Annotated in this window: 21 protein-coding genes and 1 pseudogene; 6 read left to right on the forward strand and 16 right to left on the reverse strand. The window is 73.6% G+C overall.

Annotated elements, in window-relative coordinates:
* The first annotated feature begins 7 nt into the window (after positions 1 to 7).
* Both Ani05nite_RS26400 and Ani05nite_RS26405 read left to right on the forward strand, forming a co-directional pair.
* Positions 8 to 394 (forward strand): hypothetical protein, encoded by a 387-nt coding sequence (locus tag Ani05nite_RS26400; RefSeq protein ID WP_203772598.1) that lies wholly within the window; start codon positions 8 to 10, stop codon positions 392 to 394.
* Positions 395 to 634: 240 nt separating this feature from the next.
* The gene (locus tag Ani05nite_RS26405; protein ID WP_377881103.1) at positions 635 to 784 is read left to right on the forward strand and encodes a DUF397 domain-containing protein; all 150 of its coding nucleotides are present in this window, start codon (positions 635 to 637) and stop codon (positions 782 to 784) included.
* Here the strand turns inward: Ani05nite_RS26405 and Ani05nite_RS26410 are convergent.
* From Ani05nite_RS26410 to Ani05nite_RS26435, 6 genes are all read right to left on the reverse strand, one after another.
* Positions 744 to 1,412: a DUF6082 family protein gene (locus Ani05nite_RS26410; protein WP_239130648.1), complete on the reverse strand. Its 669-nt coding sequence runs from the start codon at positions 1,410 to 1,412 to the stop codon at positions 744 to 746. The two genes, Ani05nite_RS26405 and Ani05nite_RS26410, sit on opposite strands and share 41 nt — an antisense overlap.
* A 251-nt stretch (positions 1,413 to 1,663) precedes the next feature.
* A complete protein-coding gene (locus tag Ani05nite_RS26415) occupies positions 1,664 to 2,965 on the reverse strand; it encodes a hypothetical protein (protein ID WP_203772602.1) in 1,302 nt (433 codons plus the stop codon).
* Positions 2,962 to 3,513, reverse strand: a complete 552-nt coding sequence (locus Ani05nite_RS26420) for a hypothetical protein (protein ID WP_203772603.1) — start codon at positions 3,511 to 3,513, stop codon at positions 2,962 to 2,964. Before Ani05nite_RS26420 ends, Ani05nite_RS26415 begins: the two co-directional genes overlap by 4 nt.
* The gene (locus Ani05nite_RS26425) at positions 3,510 to 4,403 is read right to left on the reverse strand and encodes a hypothetical protein (RefSeq protein ID WP_203772605.1); all 894 of its coding nucleotides are present in this window, start codon (positions 4,401 to 4,403) and stop codon (positions 3,510 to 3,512) included. The genes Ani05nite_RS26420 and Ani05nite_RS26425 overlap by 4 nt, the downstream gene beginning before the upstream one ends.
* On the reverse strand, positions 4,400 to 5,500 hold the full coding sequence (locus Ani05nite_RS26430) for a hypothetical protein (protein ID WP_203772607.1): 1,101 nt from the start codon (positions 5,498 to 5,500) through the stop codon (positions 4,400 to 4,402). Before Ani05nite_RS26430 ends, Ani05nite_RS26425 begins: the two co-directional genes overlap by 4 nt.
* Positions 5,501 to 5,561: 61 nt before the next feature.
* Positions 5,562 to 5,870 (reverse strand): chorismate mutase, encoded by a 309-nt coding sequence (locus Ani05nite_RS26435; protein WP_203772609.1) that lies wholly within the window; start codon positions 5,868 to 5,870, stop codon positions 5,562 to 5,564.
* 90 nt (positions 5,871 to 5,960) lie between these two features.
* Between Ani05nite_RS26435 and Ani05nite_RS26440 the strand changes: the two genes are divergently transcribed.
* The gene (locus tag Ani05nite_RS26440; protein WP_203772611.1) at positions 5,961 to 6,809 is read left to right on the forward strand and encodes a transglutaminase-like domain-containing protein; all 849 of its coding nucleotides are present in this window, start codon (positions 5,961 to 5,963) and stop codon (positions 6,807 to 6,809) included.
* 8 nt (positions 6,810 to 6,817) lie between these two features.
* Here Ani05nite_RS26440 and Ani05nite_RS26445 read toward each other — a convergent pair.
* Together Ani05nite_RS26445 and Ani05nite_RS26450 are read right to left on the reverse strand one after the other, a co-directional pair.
* Positions 6,818 to 7,177: pseudogene (locus Ani05nite_RS26445) on the reverse strand (SDR family oxidoreductase); the annotation flags it as partial.
* Between the two features lie 85 nt (positions 7,178 to 7,262).
* Complete coding sequence (locus tag Ani05nite_RS26450) at positions 7,263 to 7,502, reverse strand: hypothetical protein (RefSeq protein WP_203772613.1); 240 nt, start codon at positions 7,500 to 7,502, stop codon at positions 7,263 to 7,265.
* Between the two features lie 145 nt (positions 7,503 to 7,647).
* Here Ani05nite_RS26450 and Ani05nite_RS26455 point away from each other — a divergent pair, with 145 nt between their 5' ends.
* Entirely contained in the window at positions 7,648 to 8,667 is a 1,020-nt protein-coding gene (locus tag Ani05nite_RS26455; RefSeq protein ID WP_203772615.1) for an SDR family oxidoreductase, read from the forward strand.
* A 5-nt stretch (positions 8,668 to 8,672) separates the two neighbouring features.
* Here the strand turns inward: Ani05nite_RS26455 and Ani05nite_RS26460 are convergent, their stop codons facing one another.
* The 6 genes from Ani05nite_RS26460 to Ani05nite_RS26485 form a co-directional block, all read right to left on the reverse strand.
* Positions 8,673 to 9,140: a hypothetical protein gene (locus tag Ani05nite_RS26460; RefSeq protein WP_203772617.1), complete on the reverse strand. Its 468-nt coding sequence runs from the start codon at positions 9,138 to 9,140 to the stop codon at positions 8,673 to 8,675.
* Positions 9,141 to 9,237: 97 nt separating this feature from the next.
* Entirely contained in the window at positions 9,238 to 10,356 is a 1,119-nt protein-coding gene (locus Ani05nite_RS26465; RefSeq protein WP_203772619.1) for an alpha/beta fold hydrolase, read from the reverse strand.
* Positions 10,357 to 10,456: 100 nt separating this feature from the next.
* Complete coding sequence (locus tag Ani05nite_RS26470) at positions 10,457 to 11,641, reverse strand: serine hydrolase domain-containing protein (protein WP_203772621.1); 1,185 nt, start codon at positions 11,639 to 11,641, stop codon at positions 10,457 to 10,459.
* Between the two features lies 1 nt (position 11,642).
* Entirely contained in the window at positions 11,643 to 12,563 is a 921-nt protein-coding gene (locus tag Ani05nite_RS26475; RefSeq protein WP_203772623.1) for a hypothetical protein, read from the reverse strand.
* Positions 12,564 to 12,703: 140 nt separating this feature from the next.
* Positions 12,704 to 12,955 carry a DUF3040 domain-containing protein gene (locus tag Ani05nite_RS26480; protein WP_203772625.1) on the reverse strand — a complete coding sequence of 84 codons (252 nt, stop codon included), beginning with the start codon at positions 12,953 to 12,955 and terminating at the stop codon, positions 12,704 to 12,706.
* 63 nt (positions 12,956 to 13,018) lie between these two features.
* Positions 13,019 to 13,351, reverse strand: a complete 333-nt coding sequence (locus Ani05nite_RS26485) for a hypothetical protein (RefSeq protein WP_203772627.1) — start codon at positions 13,349 to 13,351, stop codon at positions 13,019 to 13,021.
* A 165-nt stretch (positions 13,352 to 13,516) separates the two neighbouring features.
* Here Ani05nite_RS26485 and Ani05nite_RS26490 point away from each other — a divergent pair, with 165 nt between their 5' ends.
* Entirely contained in the window at positions 13,517 to 14,512 is a 996-nt protein-coding gene (locus tag Ani05nite_RS26490; RefSeq protein ID WP_203772629.1) for a GGDEF domain-containing protein, read from the forward strand.
* Between the two features lie 19 nt (positions 14,513 to 14,531).
* Here the strand turns inward: Ani05nite_RS26490 and Ani05nite_RS26495 are convergent, their stop codons facing one another.
* The gene (locus Ani05nite_RS26495) at positions 14,532 to 15,554 is read right to left on the reverse strand and encodes an SMP-30/gluconolactonase/LRE family protein (protein WP_203772631.1); all 1,023 of its coding nucleotides are present in this window, start codon (positions 15,552 to 15,554) and stop codon (positions 14,532 to 14,534) included.
* 472 nt (positions 15,555 to 16,026) lie between these two features.
* On the opposite strand from Ani05nite_RS26495, the gene Ani05nite_RS26500 reads away from it, so the two are divergent.
* On the forward strand, positions 16,027 to 17,619 hold the full coding sequence (locus tag Ani05nite_RS26500) for a hypothetical protein (protein ID WP_203772633.1): 1,593 nt from the start codon (positions 16,027 to 16,029) through the stop codon (positions 17,617 to 17,619).
* Between the two features lie 96 nt (positions 17,620 to 17,715).
* Here the strand turns inward: Ani05nite_RS26500 and Ani05nite_RS26505 are convergent, their stop codons facing one another.
* Entirely contained in the window at positions 17,716 to 18,423 is a 708-nt protein-coding gene (locus tag Ani05nite_RS26505; RefSeq protein WP_203772635.1) for a laminin G domain-containing protein, read from the reverse strand.
* Positions 18,424 to 18,560: the final 137 nt, after the last annotated feature.

An 18,560-nucleotide genomic window follows, 5' to 3' on the forward strand; every position in this document is an offset into this window, starting at 1 on the left:
GGCAACGATGAGAACCGCCGGCATGTTCGCCGAGCTGGGCCGGGTCCGGGGACAGGCGGAGCAGGAGGGCATCCGCGAGCACGTGCTGGAGCAGCCGCTTCCGGACATCGACCGGGTGGTGGCCTACCTGCGGGCCGGTCACGTGCTCATCGACTTCATGGACGTGCAGGACGACGTCTTCGACAGCTCGCGCCAGGTGCTGGGCGGCCCGACCGTCCTCACCGACGGCGAGTGGTTGTGGCGTGACGACCTGGCGTACTACGCCGGCCGGCACAACGTGGCCCTGCCCGGGGAGTTCCTCGCCCGGATCCGCCGGTGCGGCTACGTCGTGCCGGAGGTCGACGAGCCGACGCTCGAGAGGCTCACCGACGACGCCCACAACCTGGTGTTCTGAGTTCCACCCGGAGTCCTCGGTGCGCCCATCAGCGTGGATACGCCGTACCCGGCCCATACACGAGCGGCCCGCCCGGTTCACGGTCGAGGAGGGTGCGCTGTGAGCTTCCCGGCAGCTCCGTAACCCGCGGCCGGCAATCCGGTTGAGCGGCCCGTGTGCGGAGTCGGAATTGATCAGGTACCTGCCGGGCTGCGCTGGCGGAAGAGCGCTCGATCGCTGAACACTGCCAACTGTGTAGAGGTGGCCCGCGACGGCGCGTGTGGCACGGTGTACATCCGTGACTCCAAGGATCCGCGCGGCGCTGTGTTGTCCTGTGACCTCGAGAGCTTCACAGCCTTGGTAACGGAGATCAAGAGCGGCCGTTTGGACCGGCCCGGGAGTGGCGGCTAGCCCGTCTTCTTCGCGTCCGGCCGGCGACGACGCCGACCACGGCCATGGCTGCCACGGCTGCACACCAGCGTGTCGCGGTGCGGGGGTACGCCGTCACATCTCTCCGCGATCGGTGGGATTCGGCGCCGCCCGGTATGGCCTCGAGGGAGGCGTGCCCCTCGGCGGTGGCCCATTCCTCGCGCACGATCTGTACGAACCGTCGCCGCCGGTGGCCGCGAATCGTGATCCAGCGACTGCTGACCTGGCCCCACCACGCGCGCGAAATACCGCTCCGGAACATGTGCGAGGTCAGCGTCCGTAGCTCAGCTTCCCCGATTTCTCCGAGCTCCCACATCGCAAGCCAATAGGTGAGGGTCAGGTTGGCGTATATCTTCTGCCGGCCGTCCTGCGCGTCCAGCGGGCTGCCGTCGATCACCTCGACGAACTCGGGATTCTCCAGGGCCAGTTTGACCAGTTCGAAGTGCCGCTGCTTGTCCAGGCTCATGAGCTCCTGACGCATCTGCCGTGACTGCAGGAACAGAGAAGCGCCGATTCCGGACAACGCGGCAGCCGAGAGCAGGGCCGAGGCGCCCCCGTAGGCCTCTCCGACGTCTGCCAGCATCACCCACGGCTGTGACTTACCCAGCACCCGATACATGATCAACGGGGACCAGAGCACGATGCCGGCCCCCGCACCGAGTCCCAGCGCGACGGCGAAGAATCGCAGGGGCGATCTGGCCGCGACAGCCGCAGGATGAGGTCTTCGGCGGGTCATCGACGCGTCCGGTCCTTCCGCTGGTTCGGCTGCAGCGGCGCCTGGAACGGCACTAAAACTGTATGCGAACCACCGGCTTGATCCGGTGATTCATACGCTCATTCATCGATATACTTGAGTGCAGGTCACCGGACGAAGAGCAGGAACAGCCCGGCCCACGTGTAGCCGATCATCAGCAGCACCACCGGCAGCTCGTCCGCCAGCGCCGCCAGCGCCGGCCGCCCTGGCATTCCCGGCGCTGCCGAGGCTCCCGCCGATGCTGCCGCCCCGGCCGCTGCCACCGCTCCGGCCGTTTTCGACGCCCCCGTCCCCGCCGCCGCTCCCGGCGTCCCGGTCAGCGCCAGCTCATGAGCCACCACCACCCCCACCACGTGCCCGGTCAGGATCAGGGCGATCTGCGCACCGGCGAGCACGCCCGGCGCCACCGCCACGTCCCACCGCGCATCCTCGGCCAGGCCCCACTGCTGCACCGCCAGCAGCACCCCGCGCGGCGCCTCCACCAGCAGCAGCGACACGTAGTGGGCCAGCGTGTAGCCCACCGCGATCGGGATCAGCGAGGCGGTCACGTCCAGCCGCCCGGACAGCAGGCGGACGCTCAGCAGCACCGCCGCGCACAGCAGGACCAGCCCCGCGGTGCCGTACCCGACCGGGTGCCCGGCCCGTTGCAGGAAGCCCGCCCAGGCCGGGGATCCCGAGGCGCTGTCGAAGATGGTCGAACCCCACCACACGGCCAGGAACACGGCGAGGCCGGGGCCCGGCGGAGTGCGGGCCACGCCGGCCAGCGGGTTGCGGTGTCGCAGGGGGCTGAGCCGGCCGGCCAGGTCGGAGTAGACCTCGAAGCAGTCGGCCCGGGCGAACCACTCCTCGCCGCGGACCGCGGCGCAGGCCAGTTGCAGCAGCGCGTACCCGAGCAGCCAGCAGCCCACGACCAGCGGTTCGCCGTGGTGCGGCACCACCAGCTCCAGCCACACGAAGGCCAGCAGGAACAGCGCCGCGGGCCACCGGGTCGCGGCCGGCGTTCGGCCCGCCGGCGACGGCGCCGACCACCATCCGCCGGGCGGCAGCCGCAGCAGCCGGAACAGCGTCCGCAGCGGGTTGACCTCGCGCCACACCGGTCCGAACACGACGCTGACCGGCACCAGTCCCACCCACAGCCACACGAACAGCGCGTGCGCGGCCGGGTTCTCCGGACCGCGTGGCCCCAGGAACGCGTTGCCGACGACGTACAGGGCCGCCGCCAGCACGAGATGGCGGAGCGGGCCGGAACGGGCCGGGCGGGTGCCGGGGTCGCCGAGGCGGGGATGCTTCCACCAGACCGCCACCACCAGGAACGAGACCACCACGGTGGCCGCGCCCGCCTGCAGCACCAGGTCGAGGGGGAGCGGCAGGTCCTGCGACTGGCCGACCCCGTGGGCGAGGACCGTCACCGCACTTCGAGCTGCACCAGCAGCGTCTCGGGGTGCGCTTCGACGTCGAACACGCCGCTGCGGTCGGCCATGAACGTCACACAGCCGGGACGGCCCGGCGCGGCCCGCGTCTCCAGGTCGTAGCCGTGGACGTGCACCTCCACGTCCGCGTCGGCTTCGACCCGCACGGTCACCGGGCGGTGCAGGGCTACCGCGACCCGGTGCGGGGGCGGGTCCGCCCGGCCGGCCCGGACCGCCGCCGTCACATCGTCCGGCGCCGGGGAGGCACAACCGGTGGTCGCGGCCGGCGAGGAGGGCGCGCCACCGCATCCGGCCGGCAGAGCTACCGCCAGCAGAACGGCCAGCCACCGACCCACCCGCGCCCGAGGGCCACGCGAGCCGACCGAGCCGACCGAGCCGACCGAACCGACCGAGCCGACCGAGCCGACCGAGCCGGGAGAGCCGACCGAGCCGGGAGAGCCGACCGAGCCGACCGCGCCGGGAGAGCCGGCCGAGCGGAGCGGGCCGGGAGAGCCGAACGGGCCGGGCCGGCCGGGCGAGCCGGTCACACGGCCTCCTCGGCCGGGGACCGCTGCGCCAGCCGGCGCAGCACCGAGGCCCCCGCCACCGCCACCCCCGCCCCGGCGCCCAGCGTCACCACGACCAGCAGCCGCTCCACGACCGGCGGTCCCGCGAACGGCAGCACCGCCCGGTGCAGCGACGTGACGTCCGGCAGCACGAACACGGCGGTCAGCGCCGCGCCGGCGCAGATGGCCAGCACCCCGGCGGGCCGGCCGCGCAGCACCGCCACCGCGCCGCCCACGATCAGCGGCCAGTTCAGCAGGTTGATGCCGCAGGCGCTCAGGAACGTGCCCGGCAGCGGCGCCGACTCGACCGCCAGCGTCGAGCCGGCCACGTGCGCCACCGAGGCCGCCATCGCGGCCAGGCCGGCCGCGGTCAGCGCCAGGTCGGGGCGGCGCAGGCGGCGGGCGACCAGCGGTACGGCCGCAGCCGTCACCAGCACCGCCGCCCACCACGGCGCCGGGGCGGGCGGCCGCTCACCGACGAGCTCCCCGGTGACCGTGACCGGCGTACCCCCGGCGTCCAGCACCAGTGACCACCTTTGCGTCCCGCCCGGCGGCACCGCGCGGCCGTCCGGGGTGCTCCTCGTGTCGGCCCAGGTCAGCTCGCCGCCGGGCGGCACCACGGCCGGGGTCGCCGCGCCGCCGCCGGGCGGCACCGTGACCGCGGACGGGGTGCCGTTGCGCAGCCGCAGCCGGGCGCCGTCCTCGATGGCCGTCACGGCCAGGCCGGGGACTGCCGGCGTCACCGTCACCACGCGGCTGCGGGCGTCCGTGGCCGTGAGACCTCCGGCGTGCGCCGCCGCGGGGGACGCCCCGGCCAGCAGCAGGCCGCTCGTGGCCACCAGCAGGACACCGCACCAGCGCAGCACGCTCACGACGCCGGCACACCGGTCCGGGACTCGTCGTCGGCCGCCGCCGGGGTGGCCGGCCCCGGGCCGGGGCGGGCCGGGGCCGGCTGCACCCGGCGGGTGACCAGCGCGGTCAGCCCGCCCGTGAGGGCGGCCAGGGTGAGCAGGCCGCTGACCATGTGCACGTTCCAGCTCACCCCCACCGTGCGGGTGGCCACCGCCAGCACCGCACCCCACACGATCAGCGGGGCGACCAGCCCGGCCGCGAACCAGCGCCCGTCGGCCGGCCAGCGCACGGCCCGCCCGGCCAGCCGCAGCACCAGCTCGGCGCCGGCCGCCGCGCCGGCCACGGTGAGCGGCAGCCACCAGCTCTGCTGCGAGTTGAACATCAGGTGCATCAGCGCCGCGGGCACGGCGACCAGCACGGCCGGTACGCCGAACGGCAGCCGCCAGCGCCGGCCCATGATCAGGATCGGCAGGAGCAGCAGCACCGTGCTGAACAGGTAGCCGTGCACGACCTGGGCGTCGGCCGAGAAGATCCGGAACCGTTCGGCGCCGGGATCGCCGAAGAACGTCATGCCGAACGCGGACGCGTGCAGCGAATAGATGTGCAGCGGCAGCACCGCCAGCAGCGCCGAGATCGTCGCCAGGGTGCCGTCCGCCACGGACAGGCCGCGGCCCGGCCGGGTGGCCAGCATCAGCGCCGGGCCGGCGGCGACCAGCACCATGCCCAGGATGATCAGCTCGTGGCTCGGGCTGACGAAGATCTCCAGCCCCTGCTCGATGCCGAAGACGTTGTGCCACAACGTGTCCACGCCGCCCCCGACCAGCAGCAACGCCATGCCGGCGAGCGGGATGCGCAGCGCGTTGGGCAGCGCCAGCAGGGTGCTGTACGTCGGGATGACCGGCAGGCGGGGGCGCATCAGCCACACCAGGGTCAGCCCGGACGCCGCGATTCCGGAGTAGAGGACGCCGTGCCAAGGCGTCCAGAACGTCTCCAGCTCGGGCGTGGTCGCGTGCGCGTACGCGTCGAGCTGCAGGCCGCTGACCAGCCAGGCGCTCGCCACCAGCAGCACCCACCGCTCCCGCGCGCCGAAGGAGGCGGGTGGCACGGAGGTCTTCACACGATCACTCCCCAGTCGAAGGCCGGACCGAGCTTGTCGCGGGCCGGACCGAGCCTACCGGTCATGCGCCGTGGTCGATGCCGGGACCGGTGCGGCGGTGCTCGGCGAGCTCCATGTCGATGAAGGCCTGCACCATCGCGCGGTAGATGCGCTCCACCACGTCCGGGTCGGCGCCGGCCGTCGCGGCGAGCGCGCGGGCCCGGGCCACGACCTGCTCGACGCGGCCGGGGGCCCGCACGGCGCCGGCGTCCCGCTTGAGCGGCGCGGCCTGCCGGACCAGGCCCTCCCGGCGGGCCAGCAGCCGCACGAGCTCGGCGTCGACGGCGTCGATGGCCGTCCTGATCTGGTCCAGCGACATGGCCTCGGGCATGGTGGCCATCCTCCCACGGCCCCGGCGGCTTGACCCGGCCCCTGGGGCAGGCACTTGGATCAAGGCATCGCGACACGGGAGGAGACGGTGATGGGTGCCGAGTGGGTGGAACCGGGCGTCATGACGGCGGTCGGTAAGCACGCGGAGCGGGTGGGCGGCCTGCCGGCCGACGCCGCCGGGATCGCCCGGGTGGTCCAGGGTCTGCTGATCCACGAGTTCTGGGCCGGGGCGTACGGCGTGACGCTGGCCGAGCCGGACCGCGACCGGGTCAACCTGCGCCGCGCCGAGCAGGTGCTGGACGCGGTCGTCGGCCGCGACGACCGGCCGCTGGACGTGCCGCGGGAGCCGGACCGGCGGGTCGCCACCAACTGCCGGGGCTTCTCCGTGCTGGCCGTCGCCCTGTTCCGGGCGCGCGGCGTGCCGGCCCGGGCCCGCTGCGGCTTCGGGGCGTACTTCACGCCGGGCTGGTACGAGGACCACTGGGTCGCCGAGTACCGCGACGGCGGCCGCTGGAAGCTGCTCGACGCCCAGATCGACGACCTGCAGCGCGAGCAGCTCGGGCTGCGTTTCGACCTGACCGACGTCCCCCGGGAGCAGTTCGTCGTGGCCGGCGACGGGTGGCGGCTGACCCGGTCCGGGCGGGCCGACCCGGACCGGTTCGGGCTCACCTCGATCCACGAGGCGGGCGCCTGGTGGATCGCCGCCAACCTGATGCGCGACGCCGCCGCCCTGGACAACATGGAGCTGCTGCCCTGGGACCTGTGGGGCGCGATGCCGGAGCCGGGGGACCCGGTCGACGTGGCGCTCTTCGACGAGCTGGCCGCCGCGACCGCCGGCCCCGACCTGGCCGGGGTCCGGCGGTTGCTGGCCGACGAGCGGCTGCGGGTGCCCGCCGAGGTCTACAACGCCCAGCACGGCCGCAAGGAGCCACTGGCCTGAGCCGGCGGTCAGGCCAGTGGCTTGCCGCCGGTCACGCCGAGCACCTCACCGGTCACGTAGCTCGACTCCCGCGAGGCGAAGAAGACGTACGCCGGGGCCAGCCCGGCCGGCTGCCCGGCGCGGCCCAGCGGGGTGTCCGCGCCGAACGACTCGACCTTCTCGTCCGGCATGGTCGCCGGGATGAGCGGGGTCCAGATCGGCCCGGGCGCGACCGCGTTGACCCGGATGCCCTGCTCGGCCAGGCCGGCGCCGAGCGCCTTGGTGAACGCCACGATGCCGGCCTTGGTGGTGGCGTGGTCGAGCAGCTCGGGCGTCGGCTGGTACGCCTGGATCGACGCGGTGTTGATGATCGTCGAGCCGGGCCGCAGGTCCCCGCCGCACGAACGCGATGGCGACCGCCCGCCCGATGCCCGAGTCGCCGCCCGTCTGCGGCGTGACCCCGGGACGCGACGACTATGCGGTGCCGACGCGCTGCCGGACCACCCGCCGCGCCCAGCGCATCCGCTCGGCGGCCAGGTCCGGGTGCTCGCCGAACTCGTACGCCATCCGGGCCGAACAGCCGCGCGGACCGTTCCGCCGCAGCAGCGCGGCGACCGCGCGGTCCACCGCGTCGGTGTCCTCGACGTCCGCCGCCTGCAGATCCGAGGCGAACAGCGCTTCGGCGCGCGTGACGTCGTCAGCGGACTCCTGCATCCTCTTCACCTCCTCTGTGCATCCTGTGGTTCAACTGTGCCCGGGCTCCGGCGAATCCCCGCCCCCTGGTGAGGGCCGACACAGCGCCACAGGCGTAGTGCGCGACACACGGGGTAGGGCGGGGACACCGTCGGAGGAGGTACGTATGGGAAAGCCGCTGTCCGAACAGGTCGTGGTGATCGTCGGCGCGTCCAGCGGGATCGGCCGCGCGAGCGCCCTGGCCTTCGCGGCCGCGGGCGCCCGGGTCGTCTGCGCCGCCCGGGGCGTGCCGGCGCTGGAGACGCTGGTCGGGGAGATCCGGCAGGCCGGCGGGAGCGCCGTCGCCGTGCCCACCGACGTCGCCGATCGTGCGGCGGTCGGCGCGCTGGCCGCGCTGGCCGAGCGGCAGTACGGCCGCATCGACACCTGGGTCACCGTGGCGGCCGTCGGTGTCTGGGGCCGGGTCGAGGACATCACCGCCGCCGAGTTCGACCGGGTGATGCGGGTCAACTTCCTGGGCCACGTGCACGGCGTGCACGCCGCGCTGCCGGCATTGCGGCGCGCGGGCGGCGGCACCGTCATCGGGGTCTCCTCGGCGGAGGGGGTGCGGGCCGTGCCGTTGCAGGCCCCGTACGCCGCCAGCAAGTTCGCGGTCCGGGCGCTCTACGACTGCCTGCGCGCGGAGCTGGCCCAGGACGGCGAGCCGATCACGGTGACGACGATCCTGCCGGCGTCGGTGGACACGCCCTTCTTCGAGCACGCCCGCAGCAAGCTGGGCGTCATGGTCAAGCCGCCGCCGCCGGTGTACGCGCCGGAGGTCGTCGCCGACTCGATCGTCTTCGCGGCGCGGCATCCGCGGCGCGAGATCCCGGTCGGCGGGGCCGCGGCGGCGCTGATGCTCGGCCAGCGGCTGGCGCCCGGGCTGACGGAAGCGGTGCTGGCGCTCCGCCGGTTCGGCGTGAGCAGCCAGCGCACGGACCGCCCGGACACCGGTGCGGACAATCTCGACGAGCCCCGCGCCGGGGGCCGGGTGCACGGCAGCTTCCCGGGGACCGTGCTGCGGCACAGCCCGTTCACCCGGCTGCTCGGCCGGCGCCCGCGCCCCGGGGATCTCGCGACGGCCGTGGTGCGCCGGCTGCACGGCGCGCGGCGCGGCGCCGCGGAGCCGGTCACCACCGGCGGCTGAGGCGGTCATAGCCGCGGGTGCGCCTCCTCGATGGTCGGGGCGTTCAGGTACAGCAGCAGGGCCTGCTGGTCGTCCGGGCCGAGGTCGGCGAAGCGCGCGTAGGCGAGGTGGCGGGAGCGGGCCGTCTCGGCGGCGAGCAGGGCCGTGATGGCCGCCCAGGAGAGCGTCACCAGGTGGAAGAGCCGGCCCTCCTGCAGCGGCGGGAGCAGGCTGAGCTCGCCCAGGGCGGTCACGGCGGCGTCCTCGCGACGGGCCCGCAGCGCCAGCTCGACCACCGCCCGCGCCCGGTACGGCGTGCACCCCCAGGCCAGCGCCTTGAGCTGGGCGACGGTCATGCCGTGCACCCACAGTTCGGCCGAGCGCGGCGAGGCGGGCGGGCTGCTCATCGTCCGGCCGTGCAGGTAGCGGCGCATCCTGAGCGCGCCGGCCCGGGTCGCGAACGAGCGGGCCGGCGGTCTGACGGAGAAGTTCATGGCTCGTGCCTTCACAGGAGGGGATGGTCTGAGGAGGGTGGACGGCGCCCCGCGCGAGGGGCGGACGCGCGGGACGCCGCCACGGGCCGGCCCGCCGTCAGGCGAACCGGGCCGCGATCCAGTCGGCGACCTGGGTGGTCGTCGCGAAGACCGCGCCGTCGTGGTTGGCCCCGCTGACCGCGACGAAGTCCACGGTCGCGGTCGGGTACGCCCGCAGCTGCCCGAGCAGCACGTCGGCGGTGAGGAAGTAGGGCACCGCCTCGTCGTCCGTGCCCTGCACGAGCAGCACGGGCGCGCTGGGCGCGGTCTGCGCCGGGTTGTCGTGGGAGGCGAGCTCGGCGAGCACCGGGTCGGGCAGCGCGCCGCCGACGAGCAGCTCCTCGGCCGTGAGCCCGGCGTAGGCGTCGAGGATCTCGTACAGGCAGCCGGACTGCAGGACGGTGGTCCGCTGCTGGGCCGGCGCGGCCAGCACCGAGGCGGGGTTGAAGGCGGGATCCACCGCGTTGAGGCCGTACAGGGCCATCACCAGGTAGCCCTGGCCCGGCGTGCCCGGGATCAGCGGGGCGAAGATGTCGGCGTTGGAGACCGGGGCGATGGCGGCCACGCCCTTGAGCACCAGGGCGCCGTCGTAGCTCGGCGCGAGCTGGCCGGCGAACAGCGCGCCCTGGCCGCCCTGCGAGTGGCCGTCGACCGCGTACGCCGTGGTGAGCTTGCTGTCCAGGTTCCGCGCTGCCTTGACACTGTCGATCATGGAGCGGGCCTCGGACAGGCCGATCAGGTACGGGTGGGCCGAGGGGGTGCCCAGGCCCGGATAGTCGGGGGCGGCCACGGTCCAGCCCTTGGCCAGCAACGCCGCGATGGCCGCGCGCGCCTCGGGCCAGAAGACCGCCTGATTGGCCGACGGCGCGCATTTGTCGGCCAGCCCGGTGGTGCCGTGGCCCCACACCACGGTCCGGTTCTTCTTGTTGGTTCTCGGCGTGATGATCAGCCCGGTGGCGGTGATGGTGCTGCCGGTGGCCGAGGTGGACACGTACGCGATGCGTTTCGCGGTGCCCAGGGAGCCCAGCTCGGCCGGCAGGGTGGCGGTGACGCTGAGCAGGACCGTGCCGGGTGCCACGGCCGCCTTGGCCGGTGAGCCCGCGAAGAACAGGATCGCGGTGCTCAGCAGGGCCACCTGAAAGGCGGCGACAAGGGCATGGAAACGGGCAGAGTTCATCTACGGAGGCCTTTCGAGGACGGGTGAATCCGGGCGCGCGGGAGCCCGGGCGCAATGGCGGAAGGGGAAGAAAGGAACAGAGAATGGAACGGGAAAACGATCAGGCGAAGTGGTCGGCGATGCGGCGCAGCGCGGTGATGGTCTCGCGGTCGCGGCGCTCGTCGTCCTGGGTGGGCCAGGCGCTGCACTTGACGATCACGACGTCGGCGGCGGGGTCGACGAAGAGGTACTGGCCGTGCACGCCCAGGCCGGTGAACGCGTGGAACGAGCTCTCGCCGAGCGTCCACCACTGGTTGGCGTACCCGTAGTGGTCGTAGCCGCTCGGGCCGAGCGCGCCCACCGAGAGCTGGGGCAGCTCGCTGCCGCGGCTGCGGCGCACCCAGTCGCGCGGGACCACCTGCTCGCCGTCGACGACGCCGTCGTTGGCCATGAGCAGGCCGAGCCGGGCGACGTCGCGGGCGGTGGCGTTGAACGAGCCGCCGCCGATGGCGGTGCGGGGACGGGCCCGGGTGAGCCAGTAGTAGGCGTCGCGGTCGGCGCCGATGTGGTTCCACAGCCGCTCGGCGGCGTAGCCGGCGAGGCTGCGGCCGGTGGCGGCCTCCAGCACCCAGCCGAGGATCTGGGCGTCGAAGGTGGAGTAGTTGAAGCTCTCGCCGGGTGCGGAGCGGCGCGGCGCGGACCGGACCACCTGGGTGACGTCCCCGCCGCCCATGACGGCCTGCTCGAAGCGCTTGATGCCGCTGTCCGGCACGTCCCACACCTCGGCGTCGCCGACGCCGCTGGTCATGTCGAGCAGGTCGGCCAGCGTGCACTCCTCGTAGGCGGTGCCGCGGAAGTCGCCGCGGTAGTCGGTGACCCGGTCCTTGACGCTGCCGATGGCCCCGTCGGCCAGTGCGATGCCGATCAGCATCGAGGTCACCGACTTGGAGATGGAGAACAGCTGCATCCGGCTGCGCGGGCCGGCGAAGGCCCCGGGGTACGTCTCGTGCACGATCTCGCCGTGGTGCAGCACGACGAACGCGGTGGTGAAGGTGCGCCGGTGCAGGTCGGTCAGCGTGAGGTCGCGGTCGTCGAAGCGGTACGTCAGGTCCAGCGGGCACGGGCTCAGCGGCAGCGGCAGGTGTCGCCCGCCCCGGGGGACGTACTCGGTCGGCATGAGCCAGTTCATGTGGGTGAACGTCCACTCGTTGAACGGCCGGCGCATGATCAGGTCGCCCTGCCGGTCCCAGAAGGACGGCTCGCGGGCGGGATGGATCGTGGCCGAGCCGGTCGCGGTCGTCGTCATGTCAGTCCCCGCTGTCGTCGGAGGCGTGCTCGGCAGGTCGCGGCCGGGGAGCGAGGCGCTCGAACTCTTCCCGCAGGGTGCGCCCGCTGGATTCGCCGGCCGGCTCCAGGTAGCTGTTCATGACGGCCAGGACCGCCATGCCGATCAGGTTGTCCCGGGTGTGGTCGTCGCCGATGATGCCCGCGTGGGGGTCGCCCAGGTGGTGCACGGCGAAGCCCTCGGTGATGGCGGCCAGGATGTTGGCGAACTGCTCGATGGTGATGCCCTTGCGCAGCTGGTAGCCGCGGGCGGCGATGGTCGCCTCGTAGATCTTGGTCCACGGCCCGAGCGCGCCGGCGTAGTTGTTGGCGATCGCGTCGTGGATGCCGTCGTTGCGGTCCGCGGTGGCCACCATGATCAGCTGGAGCCGGAACAGCGGCATCCGGCAGATCGCCTGCAGCTCGTGGTAGGAGGCGCGGTCGAGGGCGTCGGCGAAGTCGGGCTCGGTGCTGATCAGCCAGTCGCCGCGGGTCTCCAGGTCGGCGCCGTACTGCGGGTCGTAGTTCATCGCGTGGAACAGGAACGTCAGCAGGTCGTTGAGGTAGTCGTCGTGGCTGGCCCAGGTGGCCCGGTAGGGGCCGTCGCCCTTCTGGCGCAGGAACGGCGGCTCGAGGTTCTCCATCTCGCGGGACAGGGCGCGCTCGGTGAGGAAGCGCAGCCCCGACCAGTACGGCTTGCGGCCCCCGTCGCCGGCCGGGACCACCGAGTCCTTCGCGCCGAGGTTCTGCTCGACCAGGTTGGCTCCCGCCTTGAGGTAGGAGGCGACCTTGGGGGAGTTCACCAGGGCGGCGCGGGTCGACTCCCGAACACCCTTGACTCGCGTCACGATGCCGGAAAAGTCCTGACAATAGGGGAAGGGGAGATCCTTCTTGCCGTACGTCATGGGTCGATTGTTGTCCGCGGGAACGCCGATTCAAGTGCGCACGTGCGTAGTACTCGGAGTCTAGGCCTCGGAAATTCAGGGAATGTGCTCAATATGACTTTGAGTGCTCGCTTGATGACTCAGAGAAATCAGATTGGGCGTCAGTTCCCGGCCCGGCTCCGGATCACCGCGGTCAGGCCGGCCAGCCACGGCGCCACCGCGATGACCGCGCCCTTCGGGCCGCCGAACGCGATCAGCAGCACCGCCACGGCGCACAGCACGACGCCGATGAGCAGCAGCGTCCGGGCCCGGCGGCGGCTCGGGGCCCGCTCGGCGGCGGCGAAGCGGGGATCCTCGCTGCGCAGTTGGGACACGATGCGGGCAAAGGCGCGCGACTCGTCGTTCTCGCTCACGTCGCCACCTCCAGGGGCCGCCGGATCAGCCGACCGTACCCCCGCGGGGCGCCGGCGGCCCGTTCAGCCGCCGTTTTCGCGAAAGGCGAGGCTCAGCGCCGCGTGGGCGACCCAGATCGCCTGCGCCTTGTTGTCGTACGGGCCCACCCGCAGCTCGACCGCCTTGTCGCCGAACAGCGCGCGCACCGTCCAGCTGTTCGGGTGGCGGTCGTCCTCCCGGCTGTGGTTGACGATGACCTGGGTGGCGGCGCGGAGGTTGACCACGGACCACTTCTCGTCGCCCGACGGCCAGGCCCGGAACCAGCCGGGCGCGACCGCGACGGCCTCCTTGCCGGCCTCGCTCAGCGCCCATTGCATTTCCTCGGGCACCGGGATGTCGGGTTGTGCGTGGGTCATCTCGCCGCCCTGGGTCGACCTGTGCGGGAACCCAGGATACCGGCAAATAACCATTTAAGCCGCGCATCGGTGAGGTTGAGCGGTGGCGTGGTGCTCGACGGGCGGCGGCAGGTTCCCTGCGGCGAAAAACTCTCCCGTCGCGCCGCGCTGCCGATCAACCAGGGTGTGGATCTGCTGGTGAAGCGCTGGAACAGCGGACGAGCCTGGCGCATCGTGCTCAGCGGCGCGATGGGTGTCGCCGCGAACGGCATCGCGCTGGCGTACGCCGCGATGACCTGGGGCGGGCCGCACCGCGGAGCCATGGCGACGCTGTACGCAGTCGGCGCGCTGATCGGCGTCGTGGTCATCGCCGCCGCGCAGGATCTCACCACCGCCCGCGGCGGCAGGCTGATCATGCTGGCGGTGGGCGTGGTGTCCACGCTCATCGTCGGGGTCGGCGCCCTGCTCGATGGTGGGGCCGACTCCCCGGCGGCGCTCGGGTTCTTCGCCCCCAGCCTGCTCTTCGCGGTGACCTGTCCGCCCCGGGTGATGGCGGGGATGGAGGCGATGCTGATCGCCGTCTATGCCGCGTCGGCGTGGGGTGGCACGCCGCCGCGGCCCGGCTACGTCTTCGTCAACCTGGGCGGCATGCTGGTCATCGTGGCGGTCTGCTCCCTGCAGGCGGCCACGGTCGCCGCCCAGCGGCGCCAGCTGCACGAACTCGCCCAGCTGGATCCGCTGACCGGGGCGCTCAACCGGCGCGGCATGGAGCAGAAGGCGGTGCCGCTGCTGGACCGCGCGACAACCAACGACCCGGTGTCGGTGCTGTGCCTCGACTTCGACGACTTCAAGCTGATCAACGACACCCGGGGCCATGCGGCCGGCGACCAGTTGCTGCGCTGGGCGGTGCAGACCGCGATCCGCACCTTGCCACCAGATGCCCTGGTCGCGCGGACCGGTGGGGACGAGTTCATCATCGTCCTGCCGGGGCATCCGACCGCCGCGGCCGCCGCCGGCGATCGCCTGCGGAGCGCGCTGGCCGCGCGGATCGGCGCCTCCTGCGGCGCGGCCACCGCCCCGGACGACGGCGCCGACCTGGCCGCGCTGGTCGCGGTCGCTGACGAGCGACTGTACGCGGACAAGACCCGCCGCCGCGCGGCCCGCGGCATCCTGACCAACTGATGGAGTCGTTGCCGACAGCCTAGGAGAGCGACACCCGCGCCACCGCCCGCTCCGTCAGGCTGCCCAGCCACAGCGTGTCGCCGTGCTGGCGGACGCCGGTCGCCATCACGTACCGGCCCGCCGGGCCGTGCAGCACGCGCAGCACGGCGCCCTCCCCGTCGACCAGGGCGGCCATCGAGTACGGCGCCGGCTGCGGTTGCAGGCGCGTCGGCAGCACCGCGGCGATCCGCCGCAGCTGCGGGTGCGGCAGCAGTCTCTCGGCCAGCGCGACCCGCGGGCTGGCCAGGGCGATCCAGTACGTGCCGTCGCCCACCGGGGCCATGTTGTCCGGGTACGCGGGCAGGTCGGCGAGCACCCGCACCGCACCGTCCGGCAGGGACACCCGGACCAGGCGGTGCTCGACCGTCTCGCACAGCAGCAGCGCGTCCTCCTGCGGCGTGAGCGCCACGCCGTTGGGGAAGTGGAAGCCCTCGGCCACCACGTCGGTGCGCCCCGAGGCCGGGTCGTAGGCCAGCAGCCGCCCGTTGGGCCGGTGCTCCAGCAGGTCCCGGCGCCAGTGCGAGACCGGGAAGCGGCTGGAGCTGTCGGTGAAGTAGACGACCCCGTCGCGGGCCACGGCCGCGTTGTTGCAGAGCAGGATGCGCCGCCCGCCGGCCCGGTGCGCGAGGTCGGTGACGGTGCCGTCGCCGGTCACCCGCAGCAGCCCCCGGTACGCGTCGCACACGACGAGGCTGTCGTCGCGCGGGTCGACCTCGATGCCCAGGGGCCGGCCGCCGGTCTCGGCGAGCAGGTCGGGGACGGCGCCGGCGCGGGCGTCGGCCGGCCAGCGCCAGATCTGGCCCTCGTGCGTGCCGGAGTGGACCCGGCCGTGCGCGTCGACCGCGACGTCCTCCGGGCCGTGCCCGGTGGGGACGGTGAGCAGTTCGGCGTCGTCGAGCCGGGTGTCGGCCGGGGACCAGGCGCCGGTGAGGGGCGGCGGCGTGGTCGCCGGCAGCTTCACCGGGCGCAGCAGCCAGGGCGCGGGCGGGCGGGGAACGGTCATCGGGCCATGGTGTCGTGCGCCGGGCCGCCGGGCCAGGGGCAGGCCTCCCGGAAGGTGAGCGCAACTTCCGGCGGCAGGGGCGCTCCGGCGCGGCGCTGATCAACCGTGACGGCGTCCGTGGCCTGATCGAATGCCGTCGCCACCAACGAATGCGCGGGTGACGGCAACCGAAACATCACGGCAAACTTCCGGAATTCGGTGGTTGACGGGGGCCGAAGGGCCACCCAAGAATGGGCTAACGACGGCGGTCGATCGCTGGACCCGGCCGTCCGTGACGGGCCGCGCGGCATGACGCTGCCGCCGGCCCGGCGGAACGGCCCTGAGGACGGGGCGTGGCGACCACCCAGCGCCGCGCCCCGTCGCCGTGCCGGGCGACGGCGGAGCCCTACCTGACCGAACGGCGGGGTCCGCCGATGATCATCGGCGCTTATGCTCACGCGGCTCAGCTCGTTCACGGGGAGGAACCACCACCATGCGCCGCGTCCTGCACCGCCTGCTGACCTCGACGGGGGCCGTCCTGCTGGCGGCCGCCGCGGTCGCCGTACCGGGCACGCCCGCGCTGGCCGCGGACCCCGCGGTCCGCCTGCACTTCCCCGACGTGTCGGTGGCCGGCCGGGCCGAGAAGGTCAACGCGCTGCTGGCCTGGATCGACGTGCCGGGCGACGAGCCGGCGCAGTTCGGCCCGCTGACGGTGACCGTCGACACCGCCGGCACCGCGGACGTCGCCACCGTGGAGCTCTTCGCCGACTTCGAGGGCGCGGCCCAGCAGTCCTGCGACGTCGCCGGCACGGTGCGGACCTGCCGGATCTCCGGTGACCTGGAGCTCGAGCCCGGCCCCAACCTGGTGCCGCTGCTCGCCCTCTCGGCGCGGGCCAGGCCCGGGGCCGCGACGGGCGCGACCGGCAAGCTGGCGTTCACCGCGCGGCTCGGCGCCGGCCCGGCAGCCACCGGGCAGTCGACGGTCACCGTCGGCGAGGGGGTCGACCTGGCCGGGACCGTCGCCGAGCCGGTCACCGTGTCGCCCGGCGCCGGCGTCGACACCGACCTGCGCGTGACCAACGCCGGGGAGAACCCGGTCAAGGGCGTCTCGCTCGTCATGATCGGCTGGCACCCGAGCCTGCTGACCGGCCCGGGGTTCCGCAACTGCACGTACGGCGCGCTCATCGTCTGCACCTTCGCCGACGAGCTGGCGCCCGGCGCGAGCTACCAGCTGTCCACGCCGATGCGCCTGAAGATCCCGGCCGACGCCGCTGCCGGCAGCACGGCGGGCGCGGTCGGCGGCTGGTACACCACCTCGGACTTCCGTGAGCTGCTCGACGCGGCGCCCGGCGCCGGCGACGAGATCCTCGGCCCCCAGGGCACCGGGCCGGCCGTGCGCCTGGCGGTCGCGCCGCCGCGGAAGCCGGTGGCCCGGGCGGCGGCCGGCCAGGTCGACACCGAGCCCGGGAACAACCTGCTGGTCAGCGAGATCGTCGTCGGCGGCCGGCGGCCGGACCTGGTCGCCGTGGGCGCGACCGTCGCGGGCCGGGCCGGCGAGAAGGTCCAGGCGCGGGTCGGCTTCCGCAACGACGGGCCGGGCACGCTCTACCACTGGACCTTCGACAACACCGACCCCGGCACGCACGTCACCGTCCCGGCCGGGCTGGAGGCCGTGGCGGTGGACGACCGCTGCTTCCCCGCCATGCTCGAGGTCGAGGATCCCGAGGACTTCGACGAGGACCTCGCCGGCGCCGCCGACTACGTGTGCCTGCTGGACGAGGGCCGGACGAAGGCGAAGGCCGGGCAGCTGTTCGACTTCACCTTCCGGGTGCGCGAGCACGCCTCCGCCGCGGCCGGCCGGGTCCGGATCAACGAGGAGATGTACCGCGACGGCGACCCCATCGACCGCAACGGCGCCAACGACTCGGCGCAGATCACCGTCGCGCTCAGCGGCGGCGAGGGCGGCGGCCTGCCGGTGACCGGCGCCGACACGGCCCGGCTGGGCGCGGGCGGCGCGGCGCTGCTGCTGGCCGGGGCGGCCGGCCTGCTGCTGGCCCGCCGGCGCCGGACGCGGTTCGCCGCCTGAGCCCGGTACGCGCGTACGGCCGGATCACCGGGAGGCATCAGGTCTCCCGGTGCTCCCGTCCGCCCGGCGGGCCGCCCCAACCGCGCGGCGGCGCGGTCAGCCGGCGTCGATCCGCACGTAGTCCAGGTCGCCGGCGTAGTAGTCGCAACCCACGTCGATCTGGTCGCAGTCGGTCTTGCCGCCGATGCTGACCGGCCAGGAGTTGGCGATCCGTCCGGTCCAGCCGGACCGGCGGGCCACGGTCGATCCGTCCACGGTCAGCGTCAGCCCGGAGCCGGTGCGGGCGCAGCGCACGGTGTGCCAGCGGCCGTCGTTGAGGCGCCGGGGCGAGGAGACCAGCAGCGAGTCGGCCGAGCCGCGGAACACGCACTCCACGATGCCGCCGGGGATCTGCAGCTTGTAGTTCCCGCCGGCGGCGGCTGCCTGACCCTTCTGGATGATGTTGCCGAACTTGTGGGTGGTGCGCAGCCGGACGGTCACCGCGAAGGGGCGGGTGCCGGGGTCGAGGGCGCCCGCGTCCCGCACGGTCGCCAGCTGTCCCGGGCGCGGCGGCGGCGAGTCGGGCTCGACGCGGTCGAAGCGGAACCCGGTGGCGCCCCGGACGCGGGTGCCGGTGTGCACGTCCGAGCCGATCCGGCCGTGCAGGCCGCGCCCGCTGCTGTCCACCATGGTCCGCGCGCCGGGCCGCTCGTTCATCTCCCAGAGCGCGGCCGGCCGCCGGGCGGAGGCGTCAGCGGCCGCCGCCGGGGCCAGCAGGACAATTCCGACCGCCAGCACGACGGTCAACCAGCGGCGACTTCTCATAGCATTCTCACGCTTTCCGATCATCCCCAGCATGCTAAACGGAATTAACGCCCTAAAGACGCATTAGCCCGCTAATCGCTCGGTCGTGGCCCGCGGCCGGGCGCGAACTGTCGGAAATCCTTCGATGAACTTGAATG

The organism is Actinoplanes nipponensis, from assembly GCF_016862275.1.
Lineage (GTDB): Bacteria > Actinomycetota > Actinomycetes > Mycobacteriales > Micromonosporaceae > Actinoplanes > Actinoplanes nipponensis.

Excerpts from the sequence above, each read along its gene's own strand:
- Ani05nite_RS26450 (WP_203772613.1), bottom strand. The coding sequence starts at position 7,502 with ATGCAGGAGTCCGCTGACGACGTCACGCGCGCCGAAGCGCTGTTCGCC.
- Ani05nite_RS26475 (WP_203772623.1), bottom strand. The coding sequence starts at position 12,563 with ATGACGTACGGCAAGAAGGATCTCCCCTTCCCCTATTGTCAGGACTTT.
- Ani05nite_RS26440 (WP_203772611.1), top strand. The coding sequence starts at position 5,961 with ATGGGTGCCGAGTGGGTGGAACCGGGCGTCATGACGGCGGTCGGTAAG.
- Ani05nite_RS26465 (WP_203772619.1), bottom strand. The coding sequence starts at position 10,356 with ATGAACTCTGCCCGTTTCCATGCCCTTGTCGCCGCCTTTCAGGTGGCC.
- Ani05nite_RS26455 (WP_203772615.1), top strand. The coding sequence starts at position 7,648 with ATGGGAAAGCCGCTGTCCGAACAGGTCGTGGTGATCGTCGGCGCGTCC.
- Ani05nite_RS26435 (WP_203772609.1), bottom strand. The coding sequence starts at position 5,870 with ATGCCCGAGGCCATGTCGCTGGACCAGATCAGGACGGCCATCGACGCC.
- Ani05nite_RS26460 (WP_203772617.1), bottom strand. The coding sequence starts at position 9,140 with ATGAACTTCTCCGTCAGACCGCCGGCCCGCTCGTTCGCGACCCGGGCC.
- Ani05nite_RS26495 (WP_203772631.1), bottom strand. The coding sequence starts at position 15,554 with ATGACCGTTCCCCGCCCGCCCGCGCCCTGGCTGCTGCGCCCGGTGAAG.
- Ani05nite_RS26500 (WP_203772633.1), top strand. The coding sequence starts at position 16,027 with ATGCGCCGCGTCCTGCACCGCCTGCTGACCTCGACGGGGGCCGTCCTG.
- Ani05nite_RS26470 (WP_203772621.1), bottom strand. The coding sequence starts at position 11,641 with ATGACGACGACCGCGACCGGCTCGGCCACGATCCATCCCGCCCGCGAG.
- Ani05nite_RS26485 (WP_203772627.1), bottom strand. The coding sequence starts at position 13,351 with ATGACCCACGCACAACCCGACATCCCGGTGCCCGAGGAAATGCAATGG.
- Ani05nite_RS26505 (WP_203772635.1), bottom strand. The coding sequence starts at position 18,423 with ATGAGAAGTCGCCGCTGGTTGACCGTCGTGCTGGCGGTCGGAATTGTC.
- Ani05nite_RS26400 (WP_203772598.1), top strand. The coding sequence starts at position 8 with ATGAGAACCGCCGGCATGTTCGCCGAGCTGGGCCGGGTCCGGGGACAG.